Consider the following 21945-nt stretch of genomic DNA (forward strand, 5'->3'; position numbering starts at 1 on the left):
CGCACCTCCCTAAAACAGCAGCGTCATGGAATCAAGGATGACCATGGCGAGGACGACCACATAGGTCAGCATGAAACACGCAAGCATGATAAAGCTGAACACGCGGATCTTCGGCGGGATCTTTGCCGCCTTTGCCTTGAGCCGCTGCAGCTCCTGCTGCTTGAGGTCGTGACTGAGCATCTGGAAGTATAACCGTCCGTCATCGCCGCGCAGTACGCCGATGAGCCCTCTCGTAATATCCGAGAGCATGGGCGAAGCGATTCTGCCCTCGAAGCGAACCAGCGCCGCCTCATAGGAGGACGAGCGCATATCTGCGGTCAGCACATCGAGTTCTGCCGCAAACTCCGCACCAGCATGGTGCTTATAGTTTTCGAGAATCGTCAGTACGTCGCGGCTGGACGCCAACTCTTGCTCAACCGTCGCCACAAATCGCGGCAACTCCGCTTCGATCTTGTCACGGCGCTCCGCCACCTTTTCGTCCGCCTTGCGAGTTTCCTTAAAGTAGACGAGAATGGCGAGAACGACGACTACCAGCGCGAGAAGCGGAAAGATGAGCAGGCACGGTATTACTAGCAGGAGCATGGAACAGGGCTTGATGATGGTATATGCCGTGTAGACCTCCGGGGTCATGTCCAGCCCTGCCGCGTTCAGCGTCCGAACCATCCGAGCCCTCTTGTACTCGTCCATGTGGATGAACTTCGAGAGCTTGATCGACCAGCCGAGGAACAGCGCATCCAGCGACTTCATGCGCTTTGCTTCCGCCTTTCCCGCCGATAGCAGGGCTCTCTCGGTGGAGATTTTGGGCAGTTTGAGGATGTCTGCTGTGATGAAGAACAGCCCGGCAGCGAGGGCGCATCCAAATAAAAATAGCAAAAATGTCACGCCCGTCACCTCCTATACTCAATGGGTTGCGTGAGCTTTACGACAAAAGCGAAGGAAATAAAGATCGCTCCGGCGCAGATGGCAAGCACGATTTGTCCGGGGATGCTGTGCATCAGGACAGCGTACCAGTCGGCGTTGATGAACTTGAGCAGAGGGATGTTCAGCACCACCAGCGCCGCCATGGTGATGAACTCCTTGCGGGGGCCGAACACGAGGTTCTCCAGCTCGCCGCTGACGATCCGCATATCCGAGAGCTTGGCCACAATGGGTGTAAGGGTGGTTTTCAGCCCACGATCATACTGGCACGCCAAAACCGCATCGCACCATTCACCGAACACTTCGTTGTCGATGGAGCCTCGCAGCTCGGCAATAGCGGCTTCCATGTCGGGGTCGATGCTTCGCACACGGGTGAGATAGCTCTGAAATACGCCGCAGACCGGCTGGTTCAGGTAGCTGATGTTTTCCTCCACGGCAGTCAGAAAGTCCTCGCTTCGGAGATAGGCTGTGGTAATGATGCTTAGTGCCGTTTCCAGCTCGGAGGACACATCTTTTTTGAAATGGCCAGCAGTCAGCTTCACATACCAAAACGGGATGAACATCATCCCGACCGCCATCACCGGCACAAGGAAGAAGTTGCCCATGACGATGGCAATCCCCGCGCCGATAGCGAACAACAGAAAGGACACGGCGCAGATCATGGGGAAGCGGGCTTCCTTGCCTGTGGCCTTTAGGATTGTCTGCGCGTCCTCAATTTCCCGGCGCAGGAAGGATTTCTTTTTGCGGTGGGTGCTTTCGTTGATCTCAGAGCGGATGCTTTTGGGTGCGGAGGTCAGACGTTGGAATATGCCTTGCGTGAAGTCCATGGGTGAAATGCGAAGGATAAGAAAAGCGCCGACAATCATGCCGACGCTGGCGACTAAGAGTAATGTGGTCAAGTTCAAACAGCCTCCCCTCTATATTCGGATTTGGACGCGGGCGTTTCATTCATGTCACTCACCGGGTTAGGTGCGCGAATTGTCAGCGGCGACTCGCCGCCTGCCTCCTTTCTGATAAATTGATTGAGTTGGCTTTGCGGCATACCGTTGTCGATCAGCCGCTTTTGCAGGCTGTGGGACAGGTCCTGTACCTGTTCGTGGCAACCGTCGATGATGTATCTTCCATCTTCATAGCGGTTCTCCGTAATGTGATATTGGAAGATTGGGTTATACTGCCGCGTCCCGTTCGGCAGGATCTCGCACTCCATGATTTCCATAAGGCGGCGCTGTTTGTTTTCAAGCTGCTTGCAGAAAACCACAAGCGGGTACGCTTCCGTGACATAGTCCATGAGTGTGGCGTCGGACATATCCACGGCGCGCTTGCACAAGGAGACCATGCGTCGGTAGGTCGCTTCACAGGAATTGGAATGGATGGTGGTCAGAACGGCGACGCCGGTTCGCGCAGCCTCCTGCGCCGCGTTTGCTTCGGCTCCGCGCATCTCGCCCACAAAAATGAGGTCGGGGTTGAAGCGCAAAGCGATGTCCAGCAGGCTTATCTGTGTTATGCACTGGCGCTCGTTCTCACTGTCACGTGTCAGAGTGTTGACGACCGAATTGATCACCTGACCGTTTTCCTCACGGATGAGGGCTACCTCGCGAGAGCCGTTCTCAATGGTGAAAATGCGTTTGTTGTTGGGGATCGTGGTTAGCAGCCAGTTCGCCATGGTTGTCTTGCCGGAGCTGGTTGCGCCCGCCACGCAGATGGAAATACCGTAGTGCAGACAGGCGGCGAGGAAATCCAGCATTTCATCTGTGGCTGTCCCGCCGTTTACAAAGTCCTGCTTCTCCATATCCTGTGGGTTGACGATACGGATGGAGGCGGAAACGCCCACCTCCTTATCCACCACCGGCGTTTTCAGCGCGGCGATACGAATATTCTGCGTCAGTGTGCCGATGACTGCTGGGCTGGCGTTATCCAGAATGACGCCGGAGGCATGGAGCATACGGCGTACCACATTGATAGCGTGCTCGGGCGAGTCGAAGTGTTCCTTGAGCTTTTCCGTCAGGCCGCTTGAATACTGCACCTCGATATCCCGCCATGAGTTGATGTCAATTTCCTCGATGCCGTGGCCGAAGATGTATTTGGTGAGGAAGCCATACTCCGCCATCTCCGAATAGATGGCGTCCACCAGCTCGTCTGGACTCATCCCTTTGACGGCGATCCGCTTGTCCTGGATGTACTTTGCGGCATAGCGCCGGATCTGATCACGGCTGTCCGTGCCGCCCCCGGTCATGAGTGTGGAGTAATTTGAGGCGATATAGCCCTGCACCTCGCGGCAGACGTCAGAGAACTCACGGCTGTCGTCCTCCGGGGCGAAAAACAAAGAATGCGCCCTGCCGGTCGTTACGGGATTCGTCACGACCGGGGGCGCATCTTCTTCGGGTGCAATGATTTCGCTGGAAATTATAGGCGCTTGCATCTTTTCAGGTGCGGGTTCAGCATACTCCCGCATGGGAGGCTGAGGCTCTGCCGGGGTAAACATAGAGACATTTCTTTTCTGACCTAACATCCGAACACCTCCTTCAGTATCCTGTCGAGCTCTTTTCTGAACGGTAGGCTATCCTTCATGGAGAGGTCGGAGAGAAGGCTTCCCGCCAGATACTGTTCCTCCAGCTCCAGCGAATATGGCAACTTGAAGGACACAGAGCCCAGCACCTTGCCAATATGCTCGGCGGCCTGCTGTGGCTTCACATTGGATGCGACCTTGTACTGCTTGTCCGCGTCCCATTTGGTATCTTTGAGCAGTGGGAGCTGACTGGAGAAGTAGCCCACAGACTTGAGGTCGCAGTTGGCAAGGCGCAGAACGCTGTCGGCCTCCATCAGCGCAACGGCAGAGAGGATGTCGTTGGCGATATAGCTGCCGCAGTCTACGATGATGTACGGAGCCAGCTCCCGAAGGCCGTCCAACAGCTCTGTTGCCTGTCGTTCGGTGTAGGGCGGATATGTGTATTCGTTTTCACCTTTTTTCATGCCGAGGAAGGTCAGGTAGGACATCCGTTTGTGGGTGACGCAGTTGTTCTTGATGAGCGCATAAGTGATATGCGGCACGGCGAGGATGCCGCCGAGGGAGCGTTCACACTCCAGCTCGGAGGGTGGGCAGATGCAAGGCAGCATGGGCGCAGTCATGTCGCACATGAGCAGTGCCACATTCTTCTTTTTATCCGCCAGCGCCTTTGCCAGCTTGACCGCCGTGACGGTCTTGCCGCTGCCGGGGCTGCCCCAGACGGCGAGAATACCGCCGCTTTCGACCTGCGCCTCCTGCTCATAATCGTCATCCTCGTCGCGGTGGAAGATGCTCTTTTTCTTAAAGTTCATTGTCCTGAGTTACCTCGCTTTCCGGGGTGTTCTCAGACGCAGGATCGGCGACCTCACTTTCCGAGTTTTCCTCGGTATCTTTCTCCGGCTCGGCGTAGAGCTCCTCAATCAGCGCATCCTGCGCTGCTATAAACTCTGCGGCTGTTTCCTGTACGCCGCGATAGACCAGCGCCAGATGGAGCTTCGCGTCCTGCTCCAACTCCGCCAATATACTCATGCACTTCCGCCGCTACAGCTCCTGCACGGTGATAGAGGTCACTGACTGCCGGATCATCAATACACTCACCACGAACTCTCATTGATCCACTGGGCGTCACAATACCAATTTCTCGGTCATCAAGGAGAATGGGGAGGCGGTCGCCCTCGGGTTGGGCGAAGGCGATGCGTTCTCTCTGGAAGCGCTGGGTCAGCTCATCGAAATAGGCGGTTGGATTATCTTTGCTCATCTGGCTTTGCTCCTTTCAGTTGACAACAAAAAAGGCCGGCACTCATAACTGAATGCCGGCCTTCAAAAACGTATTGATTATGTTTTGGTCTGTATCACATTTTGATACAGACCAAAACAGACACAGAAAATTAAGAAATTATTTTTGCTCAATCGAGGATAAACGGGAAAATCATTCCGAAAAAGTGCTTAAAAATGCCTCGGATTTAGTTCAAGTCCCTACCAACGGGGTGGAACCGCCAGAGTTATCTTTTTTTTGCACTTGAAAAAGCAGACACGAAAAAGCCCAGAAACCGTTGCGGTTTCTGGGCTTTCCGGCAAGTTATCTTTTTTACTTGCACAATATGGTTGCGGAGGCAGGATTTGAACCTACGACCTTCGGGTTATGAGCCCGACGAGCTACCGGACTGCTCCACTCCGCGATATTAACTCTTGCAAGAGGTGAACTTAATACTAACACAATCGATCCATAATGTCAAGGCTGGTGAGGCAAAATCAACAAAAAGTTCGGGGGTGGTCGCACCATATTGGACAAGAGGCATCTGCAACATAAGACAAGAGTCGCCTGCAACAAAAATGACTGTTCTCAATAATATATGTTAAACCGATACTTTATTCGGTATTTGAAGGAGAACAGGAGTTTTATGCGCACCCACGACTTTAACTATTTAAATAAGGCTTATCAGACGGGCGGGACTCATCTGCTCCGGCGTGTTTTTAATGACGCTGTTAGTCATGATAAGCAGGAGGCGCTGAATCAGCTCGATGACGACAGCCTTCTTTTCCCGGTATTTTTCCTCTTGCTGCGCGATGTTGCCGCGCACGATATGTGCGGTGATTTGAACGGGCGCAACGCGATTGCCTATGGGCTCTGCGCCGATAAAATAAAAAACCTTTCTGGGCTGAGAACGGCGGCGGAAGAGGCTGATGGTGACGCACTTGAATTAACATTGCGCTGGATGCTGGAGACAGGCAAAAACGAGCCGACAGACCCCAGCTTCAGAAACGAGTTTGATGCCGTTATCGACTACGTAGCGGCGCTTCTTATTATCAAATTTGACGATAAGACTGCGCTGGCACTGGTTGCCGATCTTATATTTCGGCGTAACAGACAAGGGCTTCTCATACACGACCTCGTCTGGAGCTTTTTTCAGACGCTGGATACCGCAACGCTGCTACATATCGCCGACTATCTGCTTTCCTCAAACCCGAAGGACGCGGCGCTGGCGCAAAAGATTTTGCACGTAGAGGCGGCCGACCCCGGGGAGAACAAACGAGCACTGCACAGGCGTGTAACCGACTGGATCCGGCAAAACGGGCCATATCTCTATTTGACGGGAGAGCACCTCCAGCAGATCACAAACCCCGTCCACTTGCGCTGTGACAGGGAAGCTAAATACCTTAATAAAGAAATTTCCCCTCGGTACAGAGCACCGCTGGAGCCGCTGAGTACGGCGGAGCGCGCCTGCTTGAGCCGTTATAGAGAGGCAAACGATGACGAGCAGCAGATTCTGACGGATTACTCTTATCAGCTGCGCGGTCGCGATATGCGCTTATGGGATGTATGGCTACAAAAAGAGACGGCCGAGCAGGTCATTGCCGCCGGAGAGCGGACGGAGGCGATTTGATGATAATGATTGATCACAAGCCGCTCGATGGCACTTTTGTGAACACCTACCCCGAAGGCAGTACAGAACGTCATATCCTCAACACCATGTTGTCCAGCGCGGAGACATATGACTATGACACGATTGAACAACTGAAATTTGAGCTGCGGATGCGACACGAAATCATCAATGCAGCTGACGAGCTCGGCAGAAGCGGTATGGACTTTGAAGTTTTCAGAGAATCAAAAGCTAATCCGGCCTTCTGGAGACGGCGCGGAGACGGCGGCTTTGAGCTGAAGAGCGGCGTAAAGCCGTATGATGCCATCACGGATATTTACAAAAACGGGCAGGACTATGGAACAGAATGTGCCACGGCCATCCAGATCATCTATTATAAAGCGCTGGCGGCGGTTTTCGGTCCAGATGCGTTCAATAAAACTTTTAAAAATATCACGCTGATGAACTGGCACGACTTAAGCGCCGCGCTGCGCGAGACAGGTGCGATGCACCGGGAGAAGGACTATTTTCCTGGTGACCGCCGTTATTTTACTAACCCAGACGTCGACCCCAAGACACCGGAGTGGCAAGGTGAAAACGTTATCGACTTGGGCGGCGGGCTCTATTACGGTCACGGCATTGGCAAATATGACGCCGACACGATTATCGAGGCGCTCAATGAAAATAGGCGGGAGGACGCCGACCGCGACGCATCACTTCTGGATGCAGCCGGACGGCCCGACTTTAAATACCTGTATAAGCTATACACCAGCACCGGCGCGTCGGCATAACGCCCTTAAAAAACGACACGTTCTAAGCGCCCGCCCTTTTGAGCGGGCGCTAAAATTACAGTGTAAAATTGTACCTCAAAAAGCCGTATTTTTAGAGAATTAGTGCCAAAATTCGTGGTTTAAGAACGGCGAGGCCACAGGAAAGGGCCCCGGCGGCACCGTTATAACGGCCATTTTATTTATCTATATTATACAAAATGGCAGGGGCATATCAGAGCGTTTAGCACATTGTTTGTGTCAAACCTACCAAACTTTAGGAAGGGAGGCAAAATTAGTGTTTCTTTTTGTAATCAATTGCTCTATAATAGCTCGAAGAAACGAAAATTTGTAACTTATTGTTACCATTTATGAGGTGACGAGATGCCTGTCAAGATTCTGCATGCCGCCGACCTTCATATGGATTCACCCTTCGAAGCGCTCACAGACGAGATGGCGGCGATCAGGCGCCGCGAGCAGCGCACGCTCCTTGACAAGATAGCAGACCTTACGGAAGAGGAGGGCGTGTCGCTCGTGCTGTTATCGGGCGACCTGTTGGACAGCTCGAACTCCTACTATGAAACGCAGGAGGTTCTGCAGCAGGCGTTCTCCCGCATGAAGGCGCACGTTTTTATTGCGCCGGGCAATCATGACTATTACTGCCCCAAATCGCCTTATGCCTATGTCCGATTCCCGGAAAACGTTCACATCTTCACATCGCCGCTGATCCGCTTTGTCGACCTGCCGGAGCTTGGCTGCCGCGTCTGGGGCGCCGGATTCAATGATACGTGCAGCAGGCCGCTTCTGAGCGGTTTTACAGCACCGGACAGTGATTATTTAAATATTATGACCCTGCACGGCGATACGGCCGGTGATACGTACAACCCGATCCGCGAAGCGGAAATTGCCGCATCGAATCTTGATTATCTTGCGCTTGGTCATATCCACGTTTTCAGCGGCTTTCAGACGGCCGGAAAAACAACATACGCCTATCCAGGCTGCCCGGAGGGGAGAGGCTTTGATGAGACGGGGGAAAAAGGCGTCATTCTCGGCAGCGTGTCAAAGGACGGCTGTGATCTCCGATTCAAGCCGCTTGGCGGCAGAGCTTATAAAATCCAAACAGTTGACCTCACAGGGGCGCTTGACGCAAAGGAGGCCGTTATTAGCGCTTTGCCGAACGAGACAAGCCGCGATATATACAAGCTGATCCTCACCGGCGCAACAGACAGGATAATTGATCTGGCGACGCTCAAAAGCCAGTTGGCTGAACGGTTTTTTGACCTGGCGATTAAAAATATGACAAAACCCGCCCGTGACATCTGGGCCTCGGCGGGGGACGACACTCTGCGCGGCATTTTCCTGCGGGAACTCAAAAATGCCTATGATGCCGCCGACGAACCGGCGAAAGATACCATCTTGCGTGCTTTGCGCTATGGCATATCAGCCCTCAATAACGGGGAGGAGCCGGTATGATTATCAAACGATTATCTGCCTCGTTTGGGCTTTTACAGAATAAAAAGCTTCTTTTAGAAGACGGGCTGAATATCATTTACGCGCCGAACGAATCCGGAAAATCCACATGGTGCGCTTTTATCCGGACGATGCTGTACGGCCTGAAAACGGCCGACCGCGACAAGGCGGGATATCTCTCCGACAAGACGCGCTACCGCCCCTGGAGCGGCACAGCCATGGAAGGGACGATGGAACTTGAGATTGACGGCCGGGCCGTCACAATCCAGCGCACGTCAAGCGGCAGACTCCCGATGAAAGACTTTTCTGCTGTTTTTACGGGAACAAACGAACCGTTTCCCGGCCTTTTTCCCGATACGGCTGGGGAGACGCTGACAGGCGTCGGCGAAGCCGTCTTTGAGCGCAGCGCATTTATCTCACAGGCCGGTATGCGCATCGGCCAGACGCCGGAACTTGAAAAGCGCATTTCAGCCCTTGTCACAACCGGCGATGAGACAGATTCCTTCAGCGAAAGTGACGAGCGCTTGCGCCAATGGCTGAGGAAACGCCGTTTTAATAAATCCGGTACCATACCGGCCCTTGAAGAGAAGATATCGGCGCTCGACAAAAACTTGTCACGGATTGAAGAAAATCTGGAACGTGCCGCCGATGCGCGCCTTGAGGCCGAAAACCTTCAAAAACGGCAGACCGCGCTCAAAAATGCCTTAAAAGCATGGGACGATTTTGACGCGTCTCAAGCCCTTCGACAGGCATCGGAAAAGCTCCAAAGCGCCAAAGCGGCCTTTGATGATAGCGTCCGGGCGCTCAGTGGCGCCGGACCAGCCCCGGCGGAAGCGATTGCCGCCGTCCGCGGCGATTTAAAAGCCCTCGAAGCTTTAAAAGCTGTGGCGGAAAACGACCGGCTGCGACTTGATGAAGCGCGGGCCCGATTGACTGCCGCCGAGGCAGAATGCCGAAAAGACCCCTTTAACGCGCGTGGTGGTGCCGCCGATGTCGACGCGGCTGCGGCCTTTGAGCGCACCCCCCGTCATCATGCCGCGCGACGCCTTGGCGTTATGCTGCTGGGGCTTCTGACAGTGGCAGGCGCACTCGTTGCGGTTTTTCTTCCCGGCCCCCTGCGATGGGCAGCCGCTCTGGCGGGGATTATCGGCGTCATTTTGCTCATCTGGCTCTATGCCCGAGAAAATGGGTTGAAGAAAAAGCGCCGGGCCCTCTTTGAGCCTTACGGCGTCCAATCAGCTTCGGAACTCGAAAGCAAATTTAACCGCTATAACGAAACGGTCAAATGGTGCCAAGAGGCAAAAGGAGACGTTGTAGCCGCCGAGAAATCCGTACTGGCGTCCGAGGCTTCTTTGGACGCTGTGCGTGAAAGCCTCTTAAAATCGCTTCGTGCCCTGTCGCCGGACGCAGCTATTGACAACGCGGAGGCGACGCTGGCAGCCGTTGAAGCGCTCCTATTAAAGCGCAGTGCCGCAGAGGCTGCCTGGCGCGCCGCGCAAGGCGTTGCCGACACACTGGCCGCCGGCCGCACGGCGAGAGAGGCCGCCCCCCTCATAGATGGTATGGCGAAACCGGAGTACTCCCGACCGGCGCTGCAAAATGAACTCCAGATCGTCTCTCAGCGTTTATCAGACCTCACAAACCGCTATAACATGATGCTCGGCGAAACGCGCGCCTTGGGAGACCCCTTGATACTCGGGAGCGACAAAATTGCGGCCGAGTCAGCCCTTTCGGAACAGCGGGCCCAGTATGAAGCCCTGACGCTCGCCGTTGAGACGCTCCATCGCGCTAACGCCGAGCTACAGACACGCTTTTCGCCGCTTTTGAGTGAAACAGCCGGTGCGATTATCAGCAAGATGACGGCCGGACGGTATGAAAAGCTGGCCTTTGACCGGGCGCTTGATGCGTCGGCCAGAACGGCCGATGAAGCAGTCAGCCGCAATGTTCTGGCGCTGAGCGCCGGGACGGCCGATCAGATTTACTTAGCGCTCCGCCTTGCCGTCAGCGCACTCATTATGCCAAGCGGCAAGACCGCGCCGCTGATTCTTGACGACGCGCTGTCAAACTTTGACGACCGGCGCGCGGCACTTGCCCTCGACTATCTCCTTGGGCTGTCAAACGAGCGGCAGATTCTTCTGTTCTCCTGCCATCGGAGAGAAGCCGATTATTTTAAAGAAAACGGCTCGGTTAATATTATTTCACTTGTGTAATCAAAACGTCTTTGACGTTTTTGATGATAAACCGCACAGACGGGATCTCGGCGAAAGCTGAAATCTAAAATCCCGTGTGCATCACAATCAACCTCTGTGACGGCGCTCATTCGCGCCGGGCATGGATATCAGGTGCCGTCCACTTCCTCTCGGTGCCTGGTAAAAACGAAAGGAAAGTAATTATCATGAAAAAGCACCTACTCGTGTCTGGCATTCTGATTCTGACACTTCTGACATCCATGTCACTGGCGTCGGCGGAAGTTATAACGCCCGACACACAACCGGAGCGCGCCGCCTTCTATATTGACGGGCAGCCGACCCAGCTTGGCACAGACCCCTTTGTCGTCGCTTCCACAACGTATGTCTCCGTCCGCGCCTTCTCTGAGGCAATGGGTGCAGACAGCGTCACCTGGGACAGCGGCACCGCCACCGTCACAGCACCCGGCCTCACTTTAAAAGCGACGGCGGGCAGCATTTATATCGAAGCAAACGGCAGATACCTCTTTGTACCGAAGGGCTGTTTTATCATCAGCAACAGTCTAATGGCACCGGTTCGCGTTCTCGCCAAAGCCTTTGACGCAACAGTCTCCTGGGATGCGGCAACACAAGCAGTCTTTGTGACGAAAGGCACCGGCGCGATTAAGCCCGGCAGCGAATTTTATGACGAGACCGACCTGAAATGGCTCTCTCGCATTATTAACGCGGAAGCGCGGGGCGAAAGCATGACCGGAAAAATCGCCGTTGGCGGTGTCATCATGAACCGTGTCGCCTCTTCAAAATTCCCGAGCACCATCCATGATGTTATCTTCGACAGACGCAGTGGCGTCCAGTTCACCCCGGCATATTCCGGTGCGATCTACAACACGCCGTCGGCAGAGAGCATCATCGCGGCAAAAATTGTTCTGGATGGCGGGAATACGGCGGGTAATGCCCTCTACTTCGCCAGCACCAAGAATTGCTGGGCCGCCAAAACGAGACCTTATGCGATGACCATCGGCAATCACACTTTTTATGCGTAAGGATGAAGACAGAAAAAAACGGCTGTAAGCCGTTACTATAAATAATAATAAGATTCTTCGTTTCCTGTTTCGAAACGAAGAATCTTTTTATTTACGTATAGACACGGCAGATTGGATGCGTCAATCAAGCAGGATAAGGGCTGAGACGAGGTTTATGGCTGCGTGCAGCAAAACAGGCGGCCATACGCTGCCGGTGCGCTCATAACACCAGCACAGGGCAAGGGCCGGCGGCAGATACTCCAAAACATATAAAAGCATCTTCCAGTCAAAGCCTGTTGTATAGACGTATTGCCACAGATGATAGACGGCAAATAAAAGTGCGGAAATGATATAGGCGAGCAGTCTGTTTTTTTCCAGCAGCGTGCCGAAAAGCGCGCCGCGAAAAAGCGTTTCCTCCACGATCGGCGCGAGGACAACGGCAATGAGGATGATGGTACCGGCGTTCTGGCGCGTCTGGCTGATGACCTGCGCCGTGTTTGGGTTTGCGCCCTCCAAGTTAAAAACAAGCAGCAGCAGAGAGATTAGGCCCATGAGGATAAAGCTGAACAAAATGCCGACAGCCGCCGAAAAAAGCCCCTTTAAAAAATCGTCCAGAAAGGTCAAAAAAGACGCTTTCATAAAGCGGAACAGGAAAAATAAAATAAAAAGAAAGCTGACGATATAATAAATGAGATCGATGCTCGGCCCGGTCAGCACAACGTTCATGTTTCGCAGAACATTGGTGTAGGTGTAATTGAGAAGCCACGGCAAGAAGAAGACGTGAATGGGGATATATCCAAGACCGAGCACACGTTCAGATGTTGACATCGGGGATACAAACTGCTGCTTCACCATATCATCCTTTTGACGGCCGTCATAGATTTTTTTTCAGTTCATACAGGAGATTGAGCGCCTCAAGCGGTGTCAGCGTGTTTAAATCGGTCTTTTTCAGCGATTGGGCAATTTGGCTGCCTGCCATATCCAACAGTGACAGCTGATCGTCGTTTTCTGAGACGGTGGCTTGCGTCTTCGTGCCATTTTGTGCCTCTAAGTCGGACAGGACGGTTTTGGCACGGCGGATGATGCTCTCCGAGACACCGGCAAGACTGGCGACCTCGATGCCATAGCTGTCGTCCGCGCCGCCGGGGACGATTTTTCGCAAAAAGATGATGTCCCCACCACGTTTTTTGGCCGATATGTTGTAGTTTTTAACGCCGGGCGTCTCATTTTCCAGAACCGTCAGCTCATGGTAGTGCGTAGAAAAAAGCGTTTTTGCGCCGAGCTTTTTCTTGTCGGCGCAGTGTTCTAAAACGGCTCGGGCGATCGACATCCCGTCATACGTGGATGTGCCGCGCCCGATTTCATCTAAAATGAGAAGGCTTCGGCTTGTCGCTGCCTTTAAGATCTCGGCGACCTCAGTCATCTCCACCATGAAGGTCGACTTGCCGGACGCGAGATCGTCTGAGGCACCGATGCGCGTGAATACACGGTCAACAAGCCCGAGACGGGCGCTTTTGGCGGGCACAAATGAGCCGATTTGCGCCATTAAAACGATGAGGGCCGTCTGGCGCATGTATGTCGATTTACCGGCCATGTTCGGGCCCGTGATGATCAGCGTCCGCGCGTTATCCGTATCGAGATGCGTATCGTTGGGCACGAAAAGTGTTTCCGTCTGCATCTTCTCAACGACGGGATGACGGCCATCTTGAATGTTTATCACACCGGAAACGTCTGTCTCCGGCATGCAGTAATTGTTTTTAACGGCCACTTCCGCGAGCGCGCACAAAACGTCAACGGCGGCGACGGTAAAAGACGCGGCCTGAAGACGCCCGACCTCTTTGGCAACGGCTGTTCTCAAATCTTCGAAAAGAGCGTATTCAAGAGCGGACAGCTTGTCCTTCGCCGTTAAAAGCGCCGTCTCAAGCTCTTTGAGCTCTTGCGTGATAAAGCGCTCGCAGCTTGTGAGTGTTTGTTTTCGGATGTAATCATCTGGGACATTGTCGGAGGCTGAGCGCGGAATTTCAATGTAATAGCCGAAGACCTTGTTGTAACCAACCTTGAGCTTTTTGCCGGTTCGCTCACGCTCTTTGGCTTCAATGGCGGCCATCGCGCCCGTACTGTCCTTTAATAGCCCGCGCAGATAGTCAACGTCCTCGCTGACGCCCCGCCGGATAAAACCGCCCTCCCGGACGGAAAACGGCGGCTCGTCTTCAATCGTTTCCCGGATGCGTCTTTCAATGTCGGCCAAGTTATCAATTTTTCGAAGCTCCGCTAAAAGCGGCGTGTGCATGGGTGCCAAAAGCGACAGGATAGACGGCAGGTGCCGGAGGGCTGATTCCAGAGCCTTTAAATCCCGGCAACCCGCGCTGCCGTAGGTGATTCTGCCGACAAGGCGCTCCATATCGCCCACATCACGCAGGATATTCAGAAGTTCCGAGCGGGTAACGGTGTCTGAAAACAATTCACAAACGGCGGCTTGCCGCCGTTTGATTTCCGCCGTGTGCAAAAGCGGGCGGAGAACCCAAGCTCGGAGGAGACGCCGACCCATCGGCGTTTTTGTTCTGTCGAGCACCCAAAGGAGGCTGCCGCGCTTTTCACCAGTCTTCTGCGACGCGACAAGCTCGAGGTTTCTGATTGTTTGAAGATCGAGCTCCATAAATTTGCCGGCGGTGTTCATACGTAAGGTGTTCAGGTGGGAGAGGTCTGTTTTCTGCGTGTCCGTCATATACGACAGCAAGGCACCGACGGCGCTGACGGCGGCACTGCTGCCGCCAAGGCCAAGCGCGTCCAGACTTGAGACGTTAAACTGTGCGCAAAGGCGCATAGCAGCCTGCATAAAATCAAATCGCGCCTCGCTCTGCTGCACCAGACAGCCAAGCTTATCGGTCAGGAGGCTTAAAATATCGCTGTTATCATAAGCGCCGACGTTTAAAACGGCCTCAGCCGGCGAAAACGCGCTCAGTTCGTTGAGCACATGGGCGGTGTCGCTGCCGTCAAAGAACGAAACACCGATCTCACCGGTCGACACATCGGCATAACAGACGGCGTTTTCCGCGTGTAGCACGCAGACGGCGCACAGATAATTTGACCGCCCTTCGTCCAGCATCGACGTTTCAATCAGCGTCCCCGGTGTGATGATGCGGACAATATCCCTATCGACGAGCCCTTTGGCAAGCGCCGGATCTTCCATCTGCTCGCAGATGGCAATTTTATACCCCTTGGCGACGAGACGCGCGATGTATGCCTCAGCCGAGTGGTATGGCACGCCGCACATCGGTATCCGCTCGTCGGGGTCTTCCGTCCGTCTGTCGCGTGAGGTGAGCGTTAAATCGAGCTCTTTCGACGCCGTCAGCGCATCGTCCCCAAACATTTCATAAAAATCGCCAAGACGGAAAAAGAGGATGCAGTCTGTATTTTGCTCTTTTATATCAAAATACTGCCGCATCATCGGCGTGATTTCAGCCATGTCCGACGTCCTCCGTCAAAATTTATGCTCGTTGCCCTAACTATAACACAGACAAACAGGGCGTACAATACGGACGCTTAATTGGATGGCTGCTTGAGTGTCGGCATTTTGCCTGTTTTTTAGCAAATTCTTAGAGGGCGATGTGAAAAACAGCTGTAAAACCGTTAAGAATTCTATTGTTTAAAATGTCATATTTTGATATAGTTGAAAGATACAAACGGGAATGGTTCGTGGTTTACTATGAAATTCGAAAAGTGGGAGATAAAAGGGTACGACAGAGCGGTCGCCGCCCGTATGACTCGAAGCGGTTTAAACCCGCTTGTCGCCGTCACCCTCGCATCCCGCGGGATCACGACGACCGAAGAGGCTGAGGCATTCCAGTGCGATGACTTCAGCCTGATTGCAGACCCATTTCTCCTCAAGGATATGGACCGCGCCGTTGACCGGATTCAAAAGGCTATTAATAACGGCGAGCATATCGCGATTTATGGCGACTACGATGTTGACGGCATGACGTCCAGCTGCCTTCTGGCCAGCTTTTTCCGCGCAAAAGGCGTTGAGGCTGAAATTTATATTCCCGGCCGCATGGACGAGGGATATGGCTTGAACGCCGCCGCGCTGGACGCGCTGGCTGCGCGCGGCGTGACGCTTGTTATTACGGTCGATTGCGGCATTACGGCCTGCCGCGAGGCCGATTACGCCCGTTCAATTGGGCTTGACCTCATCATTACAGACCATCATGCCTGTAAAAGCGAGATGCCTCAGGCCGTTGCCGTCGTTGACCCCAAGCAGCAGGACTGCCCGTCTCCCAATAAATCACTTGCAGGTGTCGGTGTTGCCTTTATGCTCGTCTGTGCGCTGGAAAAAAGCCGGAGCATGGAGTATCTGCTTGAGACATACGGCGATCTTGTGGCCATCGGTACGATTGCCGACGTGATGCCCGTCGTCGGCGAAAACCGCGTGTTAATCCGACGTGGCATGATGGCACTGAACAAAAAAACACGACCAGGCCTGCGACGCTTGATGCGGGTGGCTGGATTGGAAAGCCGTGCCGTCAGCGTTTCCATGATTGGCTATAATTTGGCACCGCGTCTGAATGCGGCCGGTCGAATGGGGCGGACATCTTTGACCGTCGATTTGCTGCTGACGGAGAGTGAAGACGAGGCCGACCGACTGGCATCGGAATTGACCGGCCTCAACAGTGAACGACGGCAGCTTGAAGCGGATATCTTTGAACAGGCGCAGGCGGCGCTGGCGGCATCCCGCCCGGTTGGCCCTGTGGTACTGGCAAACAGGGGCTGGTATCAGGGCGTTATGGGCATCGTGGCGGCGCGGATTGCCGAGCAGTTTTTTTATCCTACCATCATGATCAGCGTTGATGACGACGGGATGGGCCGTGGCTCCTGCCGCAGCATCGGCAGATTCTGCATGTATGCAGCGCTAGAAAGCTGCAGCGACCTGCTGGAAAACTACGGCGGCCACGAAATGGCCGCTGGGCTCACGATTGCCGAAGAAAATATTGACGCCTTTCGCGAGCGATTGCTGGCCATATATAGCCAGATGGTGACGCAGCCATGCGTCTCGTCGCTCTTTATTGATTTTGAGGTCATCAAGCCCGAGCTTTTATCGCTTGAAAATATCACGGCACTTGAGCGCTTTGAACCATTTGGCAATGGGTTTCTGATGCCGGTTTTCTGCCTGCGGGCGGCGACGCTGACCTCGGTAACGCCTGTCGGTGGCGGCAAGCACACAAAAATGCGTGTTTTGAAGAACGGCAAGGTCTTTGACTGTATTCTTTTCGGCACGTCGGCCGATGATCTGAGTGTCAGCCGTGGGGCGCTTGTTGACCTCGCTTTCGAGGCGCAGGTTAATGAATACCGCGCCTGGCGGAGTGTTCAGCTGCATGTTCTCGATATCCGGCCGCATATGGAGTTGGGCTAATGATGGAAGAACTCGAGGAAAAATATCGGCATTTTGAGTCGATTATCAGGGAAAACAACCCGGCTGCCGATTTGGCGCGCATCCGGGCTGCTTACGATTTTGCCCAAAATGCCCATCAGGAGCAGCAGCGCAAGGACGGCACGCCCTATATCTCCCATCCGCTGGCCGCCGCCGCGATCATTGCCGAAATGGGTCTTGACGAAGAGGCGATTATTGCAGCGCTTCTCCATGACTGTATCGAGGACACCGGTGTCACACATGAGGAGATTGCCAAGCGCTTCGGTGCGAGTGTTGCCGACATCGTCGAGGGTGTGACGAAGCTCTCCCGCGTGACGTATACGAGCAAGGAAGAAGAGCAGATGGAAAATCTGCGCAAAATGCTTCTGGCGATGGCCAAGGATATCCGGGTTATCCTGATCAAAATGGCCGACCGGCTGCATAATATGCGCACGATGGAATATCAGACGGCGGACAAGCAAAAAGAAAAAGCCCTTGAAACAATGGAGATATACGCGCCGCTCGCACACCGCCTTGGTATGCAGAAAATCAAATGGGAGCTTGAAGACCGGTCAATTTATTACCTCGACCCCATCGGTTATGCGGAGATTGAGGAAGGCCTGCGCCGCATCCGCATTTCAAATGAGACGTTTATTCAGTCCATTCAGCAAAGAATTGCCGACCGCCTCCATGAAAACGGCATCTCTTGTGATGTTTATGGGCGCATTAAGCATATCTACAGCATTTATCGCAAAATGTACAGCCAGAACAAAACGCTCTCGGAAGTGCTGGACCTTTACGCTTTCCGTGTCATCGTGGGCGATATTGCCGATTGCTACAATGTTCTCGGCTATATTCACGAGATGTTCCGCCCGATTCCCGGCCATTTTAAAGATTATATCGGCACGCCGAAGCCAAACATGTATCAAAGCCTTCACACAACGGTCCTCGGCAGCGAAGGCATTCCGTTTGAGGTTCAGATCCGCACGTGGGAGATGCACCACACGGCGGAATACGGTATCGCCGCCCACTGGAAGTATAAGCAGGGTATCAGCGGCAAGAATGCCGATGAAGAGAAATTTGCCTGGATCAGGCGCCTTTTAGAAACACAGCAGGATACTGATGCGCAGGACTTCTTCCAGGAACTGAAGATTGATATGTTTTCCGATGAGGTCTTCGTCTTCACGCCGCGCGGTGACGTTATTAACCTGCCCGCAGGCGCAACGCCGATTGACTTTGCCTATAATATCCACTCGGCCGTCGGCAACAGGATGACGGGGGCCATTGTCAACGGGCGCATTGTGCCCTATAACCACATCCTCGCAAATGGCGATATTGTCGAGGTGCTGACCTCAAATTCCTCCAAAGGGCCAAGCCGTGACTGGCTGAACATCGTCAAAAGCCCGGAAGCGCGGAATAAAATCCGCCAGTGGTTTAAAAAAGAAAAGCGCGAAGAGAATATTACGCACGGCAAAATGGCCTTCGAGTCCGAGCTCAAGCGCGTGGCGCTGCCCATGGCGGATATCATGCGCGAGGATGTGCTGCCGAAGCTTCTTAAAAAGCTTTCTTTCGCGTCACTTGACGAGCTGTACGCCGCCATTGGTTACGGGGGTATCACATCGCAAAAGGCGGTTAACCGGATTCGGGACGAGCTGCGCACAATGGATCGCGTCAAGAAAAAGGATGAGACGGATCCTTTATCGTTTGAGGCGCGGCCGGATAAAAAGCTCAAGCCGATTCACGGCATCCTTGTGGAGGGTATTGACAACTGCCTTGTCAAGTTCGCGCGGTGCTGTGCGCCAGTACCCGGCGACGAGGCTATCGGCTTTATCACGCGCGGCTTCGGCGTGTCCGTGCACCGCAAAGACTGTAAAAATTATCTTAAATCGATTGAAGAGCCAGACGAGTCTGGGCGGTGGGTACGCGTCGCTTGGGCCAACGCGGAGACGGACGTTTACTCAACAGTGCTTTATTTAGTTGTCAGAGAGCGCAGCGGCGTTGTCCTCGACGTGACGACGATTTTAAACGCCCTGAAAATTAAGATGACATCGATAGCGGCCAAGGATGTCGGTGATGTCACAACGGTGTCGATTGTCATCGAGGTTAAAAACCGTGACGATTTGAATACGGCCATCGCGCGCCTGGCAACCGTGCCGGGAGTCATTGAAATCAAACGCGGTGACGGCTGAGGAAAGGACGGATGAGTGTTGCGCGCTGTTGTAACACGCGTCAGTTCGGCGTCCGTCACCGCTGACGGCGCCGTGACGGGCCGGATTGACAAAGGGCTTTTGGTATTGCTTGGCGTTGCGCCAAACGACACGGCCAATGAAGCCGCGCGCCTTGCCGATAAAATCACGGGACTTCGGATTTTTGAGGATGACCGCGGAAAAATGAACTTAAATCTCTCCGCAGTCGGCGGCGGCTTGCTCGTCGTTTCACAGTTTACGCTGTTTGCCGACCTCAAAAGCCGCCGGCCGGGTTTTTCCGGTGCGGCAAAGCCTGATATTGCTATGGCGCTATATGAGTATTTTATTGCGCAGTGCCGACAGGCGGGCTATCAGACCGAAACGGGCATTTTCGGTGCCGATATGGCCGTTATGTCCGTTAATGACGGGCCTGTGACGCTTGTACTGGACACAGCTGCAAATTAACTTACGAATTTCGAAGGAGCCTGACAATGCTGATAAAAACACTGACCGTCGGTCAGATTGAGACAAACTGCTATATCGTAACCGACGAGCCGACGCTCAAATGTGCGGTGATCGACCCGGGTGATGAATCGACGATCATTCTTGATTACCTTGAATCGAACCGGCTGCAGGTGTCGGCTATTTTGCTGACGCACGGCCACTTTGACCATCAGCTGGCCGCCGAAGCCATCGCCGAGGAGACGGGCGCGCCCATTTGGGTCTGCCGCCGCGATGCGCTGCCGGAAGGCGGCGACATCTTTAAGCTGACGGTCAGCGATAACGTGTTGTTTTATGGCGAAGGCGACACGGTGACGGTCGGCGGTCTCGTTTTTTCCGTTATGGAGACGCCCGGCCATTCGCCGGGCTCCGTCACACTCCGCTGTGAAAACGCCCTATTCACCGGCGACACGCTCTTTCGTGACAGCTGCGGCAGAACAGATTTAGGGGAGGGCGACGTCAAAGTGCTCATGCGATCTTTATACCGGCTTTATGCGCTCGAGGGGGACTATGAGGTCTATCCCGGTCATATGGACGCAACAACGCTTGTGCGGGAGCGCGCTTTTAATACGTATATGAAATATGCCAAAGAGGAATACGGCCGCCCATGACGCTGACGCTGACAGGCCATGATTATCGATACGCCGTTGAGCAGATTTTACTGATGATGTATCCGGCGGAAAAGCCGCGCTATGACGCGACGGAGCCTTCCGGCCTGTCGGCTTGCGTGACGCTCACTTTCGGCGGGACGTATGCCGTTGCCGTGACGCACATTGTTTCGGACAAGGGCCGTTTTCGAGGGACATCCCGCGCTAGGCGCGCTTTACTGACCGACAAGCTGACGACCGACCGGTTGCTCCAAAAAATCATTAAGCTCTCTTTTTTTAAAGCGGCAACGGCCGAAACGGGAAAAAGCCCCGTCTGGGGAGCACTGACTGGTATTAGACCGGGGAAGCTGGCAACGGCCCTCTTTGAAAGCGGACGAACCGAGCATCACATTCGCGGTGTCTATACGCGGGAATACGGCGCTATGCCGGAGCGGGCCTCTCTCTGCATTGATACGGCGCGGGCAGCCCTCCTTGTCAAAAAAACGTTATGCGAGAAGGACGTAGCGCTTTATATCGGCATCCCGTTTTGCCCGACGCGCTGCCATTACTGCAGCTTTGTCAGCCACAGCGTTGAAAAATCAATGAAGTTGATTGTGCCGTTTCTGGATGCGCTGATGCATGAAATCAATGCGCTGTCACAAACGGTGCGGGCGCTTGGCCTTCGTATCATTGCCGTCTATATCGGCGGCGGCACGCCCACGACGCTCTCACCGGAAGCGCTTGAGCAGCTGATGCAGACGCTAGGCAGGTCGCTTGACCTCTCTGGCGTTCGTGAATACACGGTGGAAGCGGGGCGGCCCGACACAATCACACCGGAAAAGCTGTCTGTTTTGCGCCGCAACGGTGCCGGGCGCATCAGTATTAACCCGCAGACAATGTCAAACGACGTCCTGCACGCTATTGGCCGCCGTCATTCTTCAGAAGACGTGCTGGAGGCCATGCGGCAAGCAAGAAAATCCCGGTTTGACGCCGTCAATATGGATCTCATCGCCGGTCTGCCCGGCGACACGGAACAGGGTTTCCGTGAATCGCTCGACAGCGTTTTGACGCTGTCGCCTGAAAATGTAACGGTTCACACGCTGTCGCTGAAAAAGGGGACGCGCGTGACGCTAGAGCAGACGTCGATACCGGGGGCAGGCGCTGTTTCCGGGATGCTTGATTATGCTGAAAAAACGCTGCGCGGGGCCGGATACCGCCCGTATTACTTATACCGGCAGAAATTTATGTCGGGTGGGTTTGAAAACGTCGGCTGGTGCCGCCCCGGTATGGAAAGCCTTTATAACATCCTTATCATGGAGGAGCTTTGCACCATACTGGCGCTCGGCGGCGGCGGCGTGACCAAGCTTGTCCGCCCGGAGACAGGCCGGATCGAACGGATATTCAACTATAAATATCCATATGAATATATTGATCATCAGGAACGCGTGGCAGCCGACAAAAGCCGCATTGAGGCTTTTTATCGTACGGCCTGGCCATCCGTCCTGTAAAACTCGGCGGGCCGCGCGCCGGTAAAGCGGCA

General features: G+C 54.1%; 17 protein-coding genes and 1 tRNA gene. 10 read left to right on the forward strand and 8 right to left on the reverse strand.

Going from position 1 to position 21945, the window contains the following annotated elements; genetic code table 11:
- Positions 1–9 precede the first annotated feature (9 nt).
- The 6 genes from IZU99_01960 to IZU99_01985 form a co-directional block, all read right to left on the reverse strand.
- Positions 10–882: a secretion protein F gene (locus tag IZU99_01960; GenBank protein ID UOO38055.1), complete on the reverse strand. Its 873-nt coding sequence runs from the start codon at positions 880–882 to the stop codon at positions 10–12.
- Between the two features lie 5 nt (positions 883–887).
- Positions 888–1817, reverse strand: a complete 930-nt coding sequence (locus tag IZU99_01965; GenBank protein ID UOO38056.1) for a hypothetical protein — start codon at positions 1815–1817, stop codon at positions 888–890.
- Positions 1818–1819: 2 nt separating this feature from the next.
- Positions 1820–3427: a CpaF family protein gene (locus tag IZU99_01970; GenBank protein ID UOO38057.1), complete on the reverse strand. Its 1608-nt coding sequence runs from the start codon at positions 3425–3427 to the stop codon at positions 1820–1822.
- Entirely contained in the window at positions 3421–4233 is an 813-nt protein-coding gene (locus IZU99_01975) for a ParA family protein (GenBank protein ID UOO38058.1), read from the reverse strand. Before IZU99_01975 ends, IZU99_01970 begins: the two co-directional genes overlap by 7 nt.
- Positions 4223–4450: a hypothetical protein gene (locus IZU99_01980; GenBank protein ID UOO38059.1), complete on the reverse strand. Its 228-nt coding sequence runs from the start codon at positions 4448–4450 to the stop codon at positions 4223–4225. The genes IZU99_01975 and IZU99_01980 overlap by 11 nt, the downstream gene beginning before the upstream one ends.
- A gap of 573 nt (positions 4451–5023) precedes the next feature.
- Positions 5024–5100, reverse strand: a tRNA-Met gene (locus IZU99_01985).
- A 222-nt stretch (positions 5101–5322) separates the two neighbouring features.
- On the opposite strand from IZU99_01985, the gene IZU99_01990 reads away from it, so the two are divergent.
- The 5 genes from IZU99_01990 (at position 5323) to IZU99_02010 (ending at position 11748) form a co-directional block, all read left to right on the forward strand.
- Positions 5323–6306 (forward strand): hypothetical protein, encoded by a 984-nt coding sequence (locus IZU99_01990; GenBank protein UOO38060.1) that lies wholly within the window; start codon positions 5323–5325, stop codon positions 6304–6306.
- Positions 6306–7073: a protein-glutamine gamma-glutamyltransferase gene (locus IZU99_01995; protein ID UOO38061.1), complete on the forward strand. Its 768-nt coding sequence runs from the start codon at positions 6306–6308 to the stop codon at positions 7071–7073. Before IZU99_01990 ends, IZU99_01995 begins: the two co-directional genes overlap by 1 nt.
- A gap of 360 nt (positions 7074–7433) precedes the next feature.
- Positions 7434–8522, forward strand: a complete 1089-nt coding sequence (locus tag IZU99_02000; GenBank protein ID UOO38062.1) for a DNA repair exonuclease — start codon at positions 7434–7436, stop codon at positions 8520–8522.
- Positions 8519–10729 carry an AAA family ATPase gene (locus IZU99_02005; protein UOO38063.1) on the forward strand — a complete coding sequence of 737 codons (2211 nt, stop codon included), beginning with the start codon at positions 8519–8521 and terminating at the stop codon, positions 10727–10729. Before IZU99_02000 ends, IZU99_02005 begins: the two co-directional genes overlap by 4 nt.
- 185 nt (positions 10730–10914) lie before the next feature.
- Complete coding sequence (locus IZU99_02010; GenBank protein ID UOO38064.1) at positions 10915–11748, forward strand: cell wall hydrolase; 834 nt, start codon at positions 10915–10917, stop codon at positions 11746–11748.
- 120 nt (positions 11749–11868) lie between these two features.
- On the opposite strand, the gene IZU99_02015 is transcribed toward IZU99_02010, so the two are convergent.
- Positions 11869–12582, reverse strand: coding sequence for a CPBP family intramembrane metalloprotease (locus tag IZU99_02015; GenBank protein ID UOO38065.1), 714 nt, complete (start codon positions 12580–12582; stop codon positions 11869–11871).
- Between the two features lie 19 nt (positions 12583–12601).
- A complete protein-coding gene (mutS, locus tag IZU99_02020; GenBank protein UOO38066.1) occupies positions 12602–15193 on the reverse strand; it encodes a DNA mismatch repair protein MutS in 2592 nt (863 codons plus the stop codon).
- A 240-nt stretch (positions 15194–15433) separates the two neighbouring features.
- Between mutS and recJ the strand changes: the two genes are divergently transcribed.
- Genes recJ through hemZ form a run of 5 tightly spaced genes read left to right on the forward strand, consistent with a single transcriptional unit; the run spans position 15434 to position 21913 of the window.
- Complete coding sequence (recJ, locus tag IZU99_02025; GenBank protein UOO38067.1) at positions 15434–17134, forward strand: single-stranded-DNA-specific exonuclease RecJ; 1701 nt, start codon at positions 15434–15436, stop codon at positions 17132–17134.
- 2 nt (positions 17135–17136) lie between these two features.
- Positions 17137–19320, forward strand: coding sequence for a bifunctional (p)ppGpp synthetase/guanosine-3',5'-bis(diphosphate) 3'-pyrophosphohydrolase (locus IZU99_02030; protein ID UOO38716.1), 2184 nt, complete (start codon positions 17137–17139; stop codon positions 19318–19320).
- 18 nt (positions 19321–19338) lie between these two features.
- On the forward strand, positions 19339–19782 hold the full coding sequence (locus IZU99_02035) for a D-tyrosyl-tRNA(Tyr) deacylase (GenBank protein ID UOO38068.1): 444 nt from the start codon (positions 19339–19341) through the stop codon (positions 19780–19782).
- 26 nt (positions 19783–19808) lie between these two features.
- Positions 19809–20429: an MBL fold metallo-hydrolase gene (locus IZU99_02040; protein UOO38069.1), complete on the forward strand. Its 621-nt coding sequence runs from the start codon at positions 19809–19811 to the stop codon at positions 20427–20429.
- A complete protein-coding gene (hemZ, locus tag IZU99_02045) occupies positions 20426–21913 on the forward strand; it encodes a coproporphyrinogen dehydrogenase HemZ (GenBank protein UOO38070.1) in 1488 nt (495 codons plus the stop codon). Before IZU99_02040 ends, hemZ begins: the two co-directional genes overlap by 4 nt.
- Positions 21914–21945 lie beyond the last annotated feature (32 nt).

The sequence above is a fragment of the Oscillospiraceae bacterium CM genome (assembly GCA_022870705.1).
In the GTDB taxonomy this organism is placed as follows: domain Bacteria; phylum Bacillota; class Clostridia; order Oscillospirales; family Oscillospiraceae; genus Sporobacter.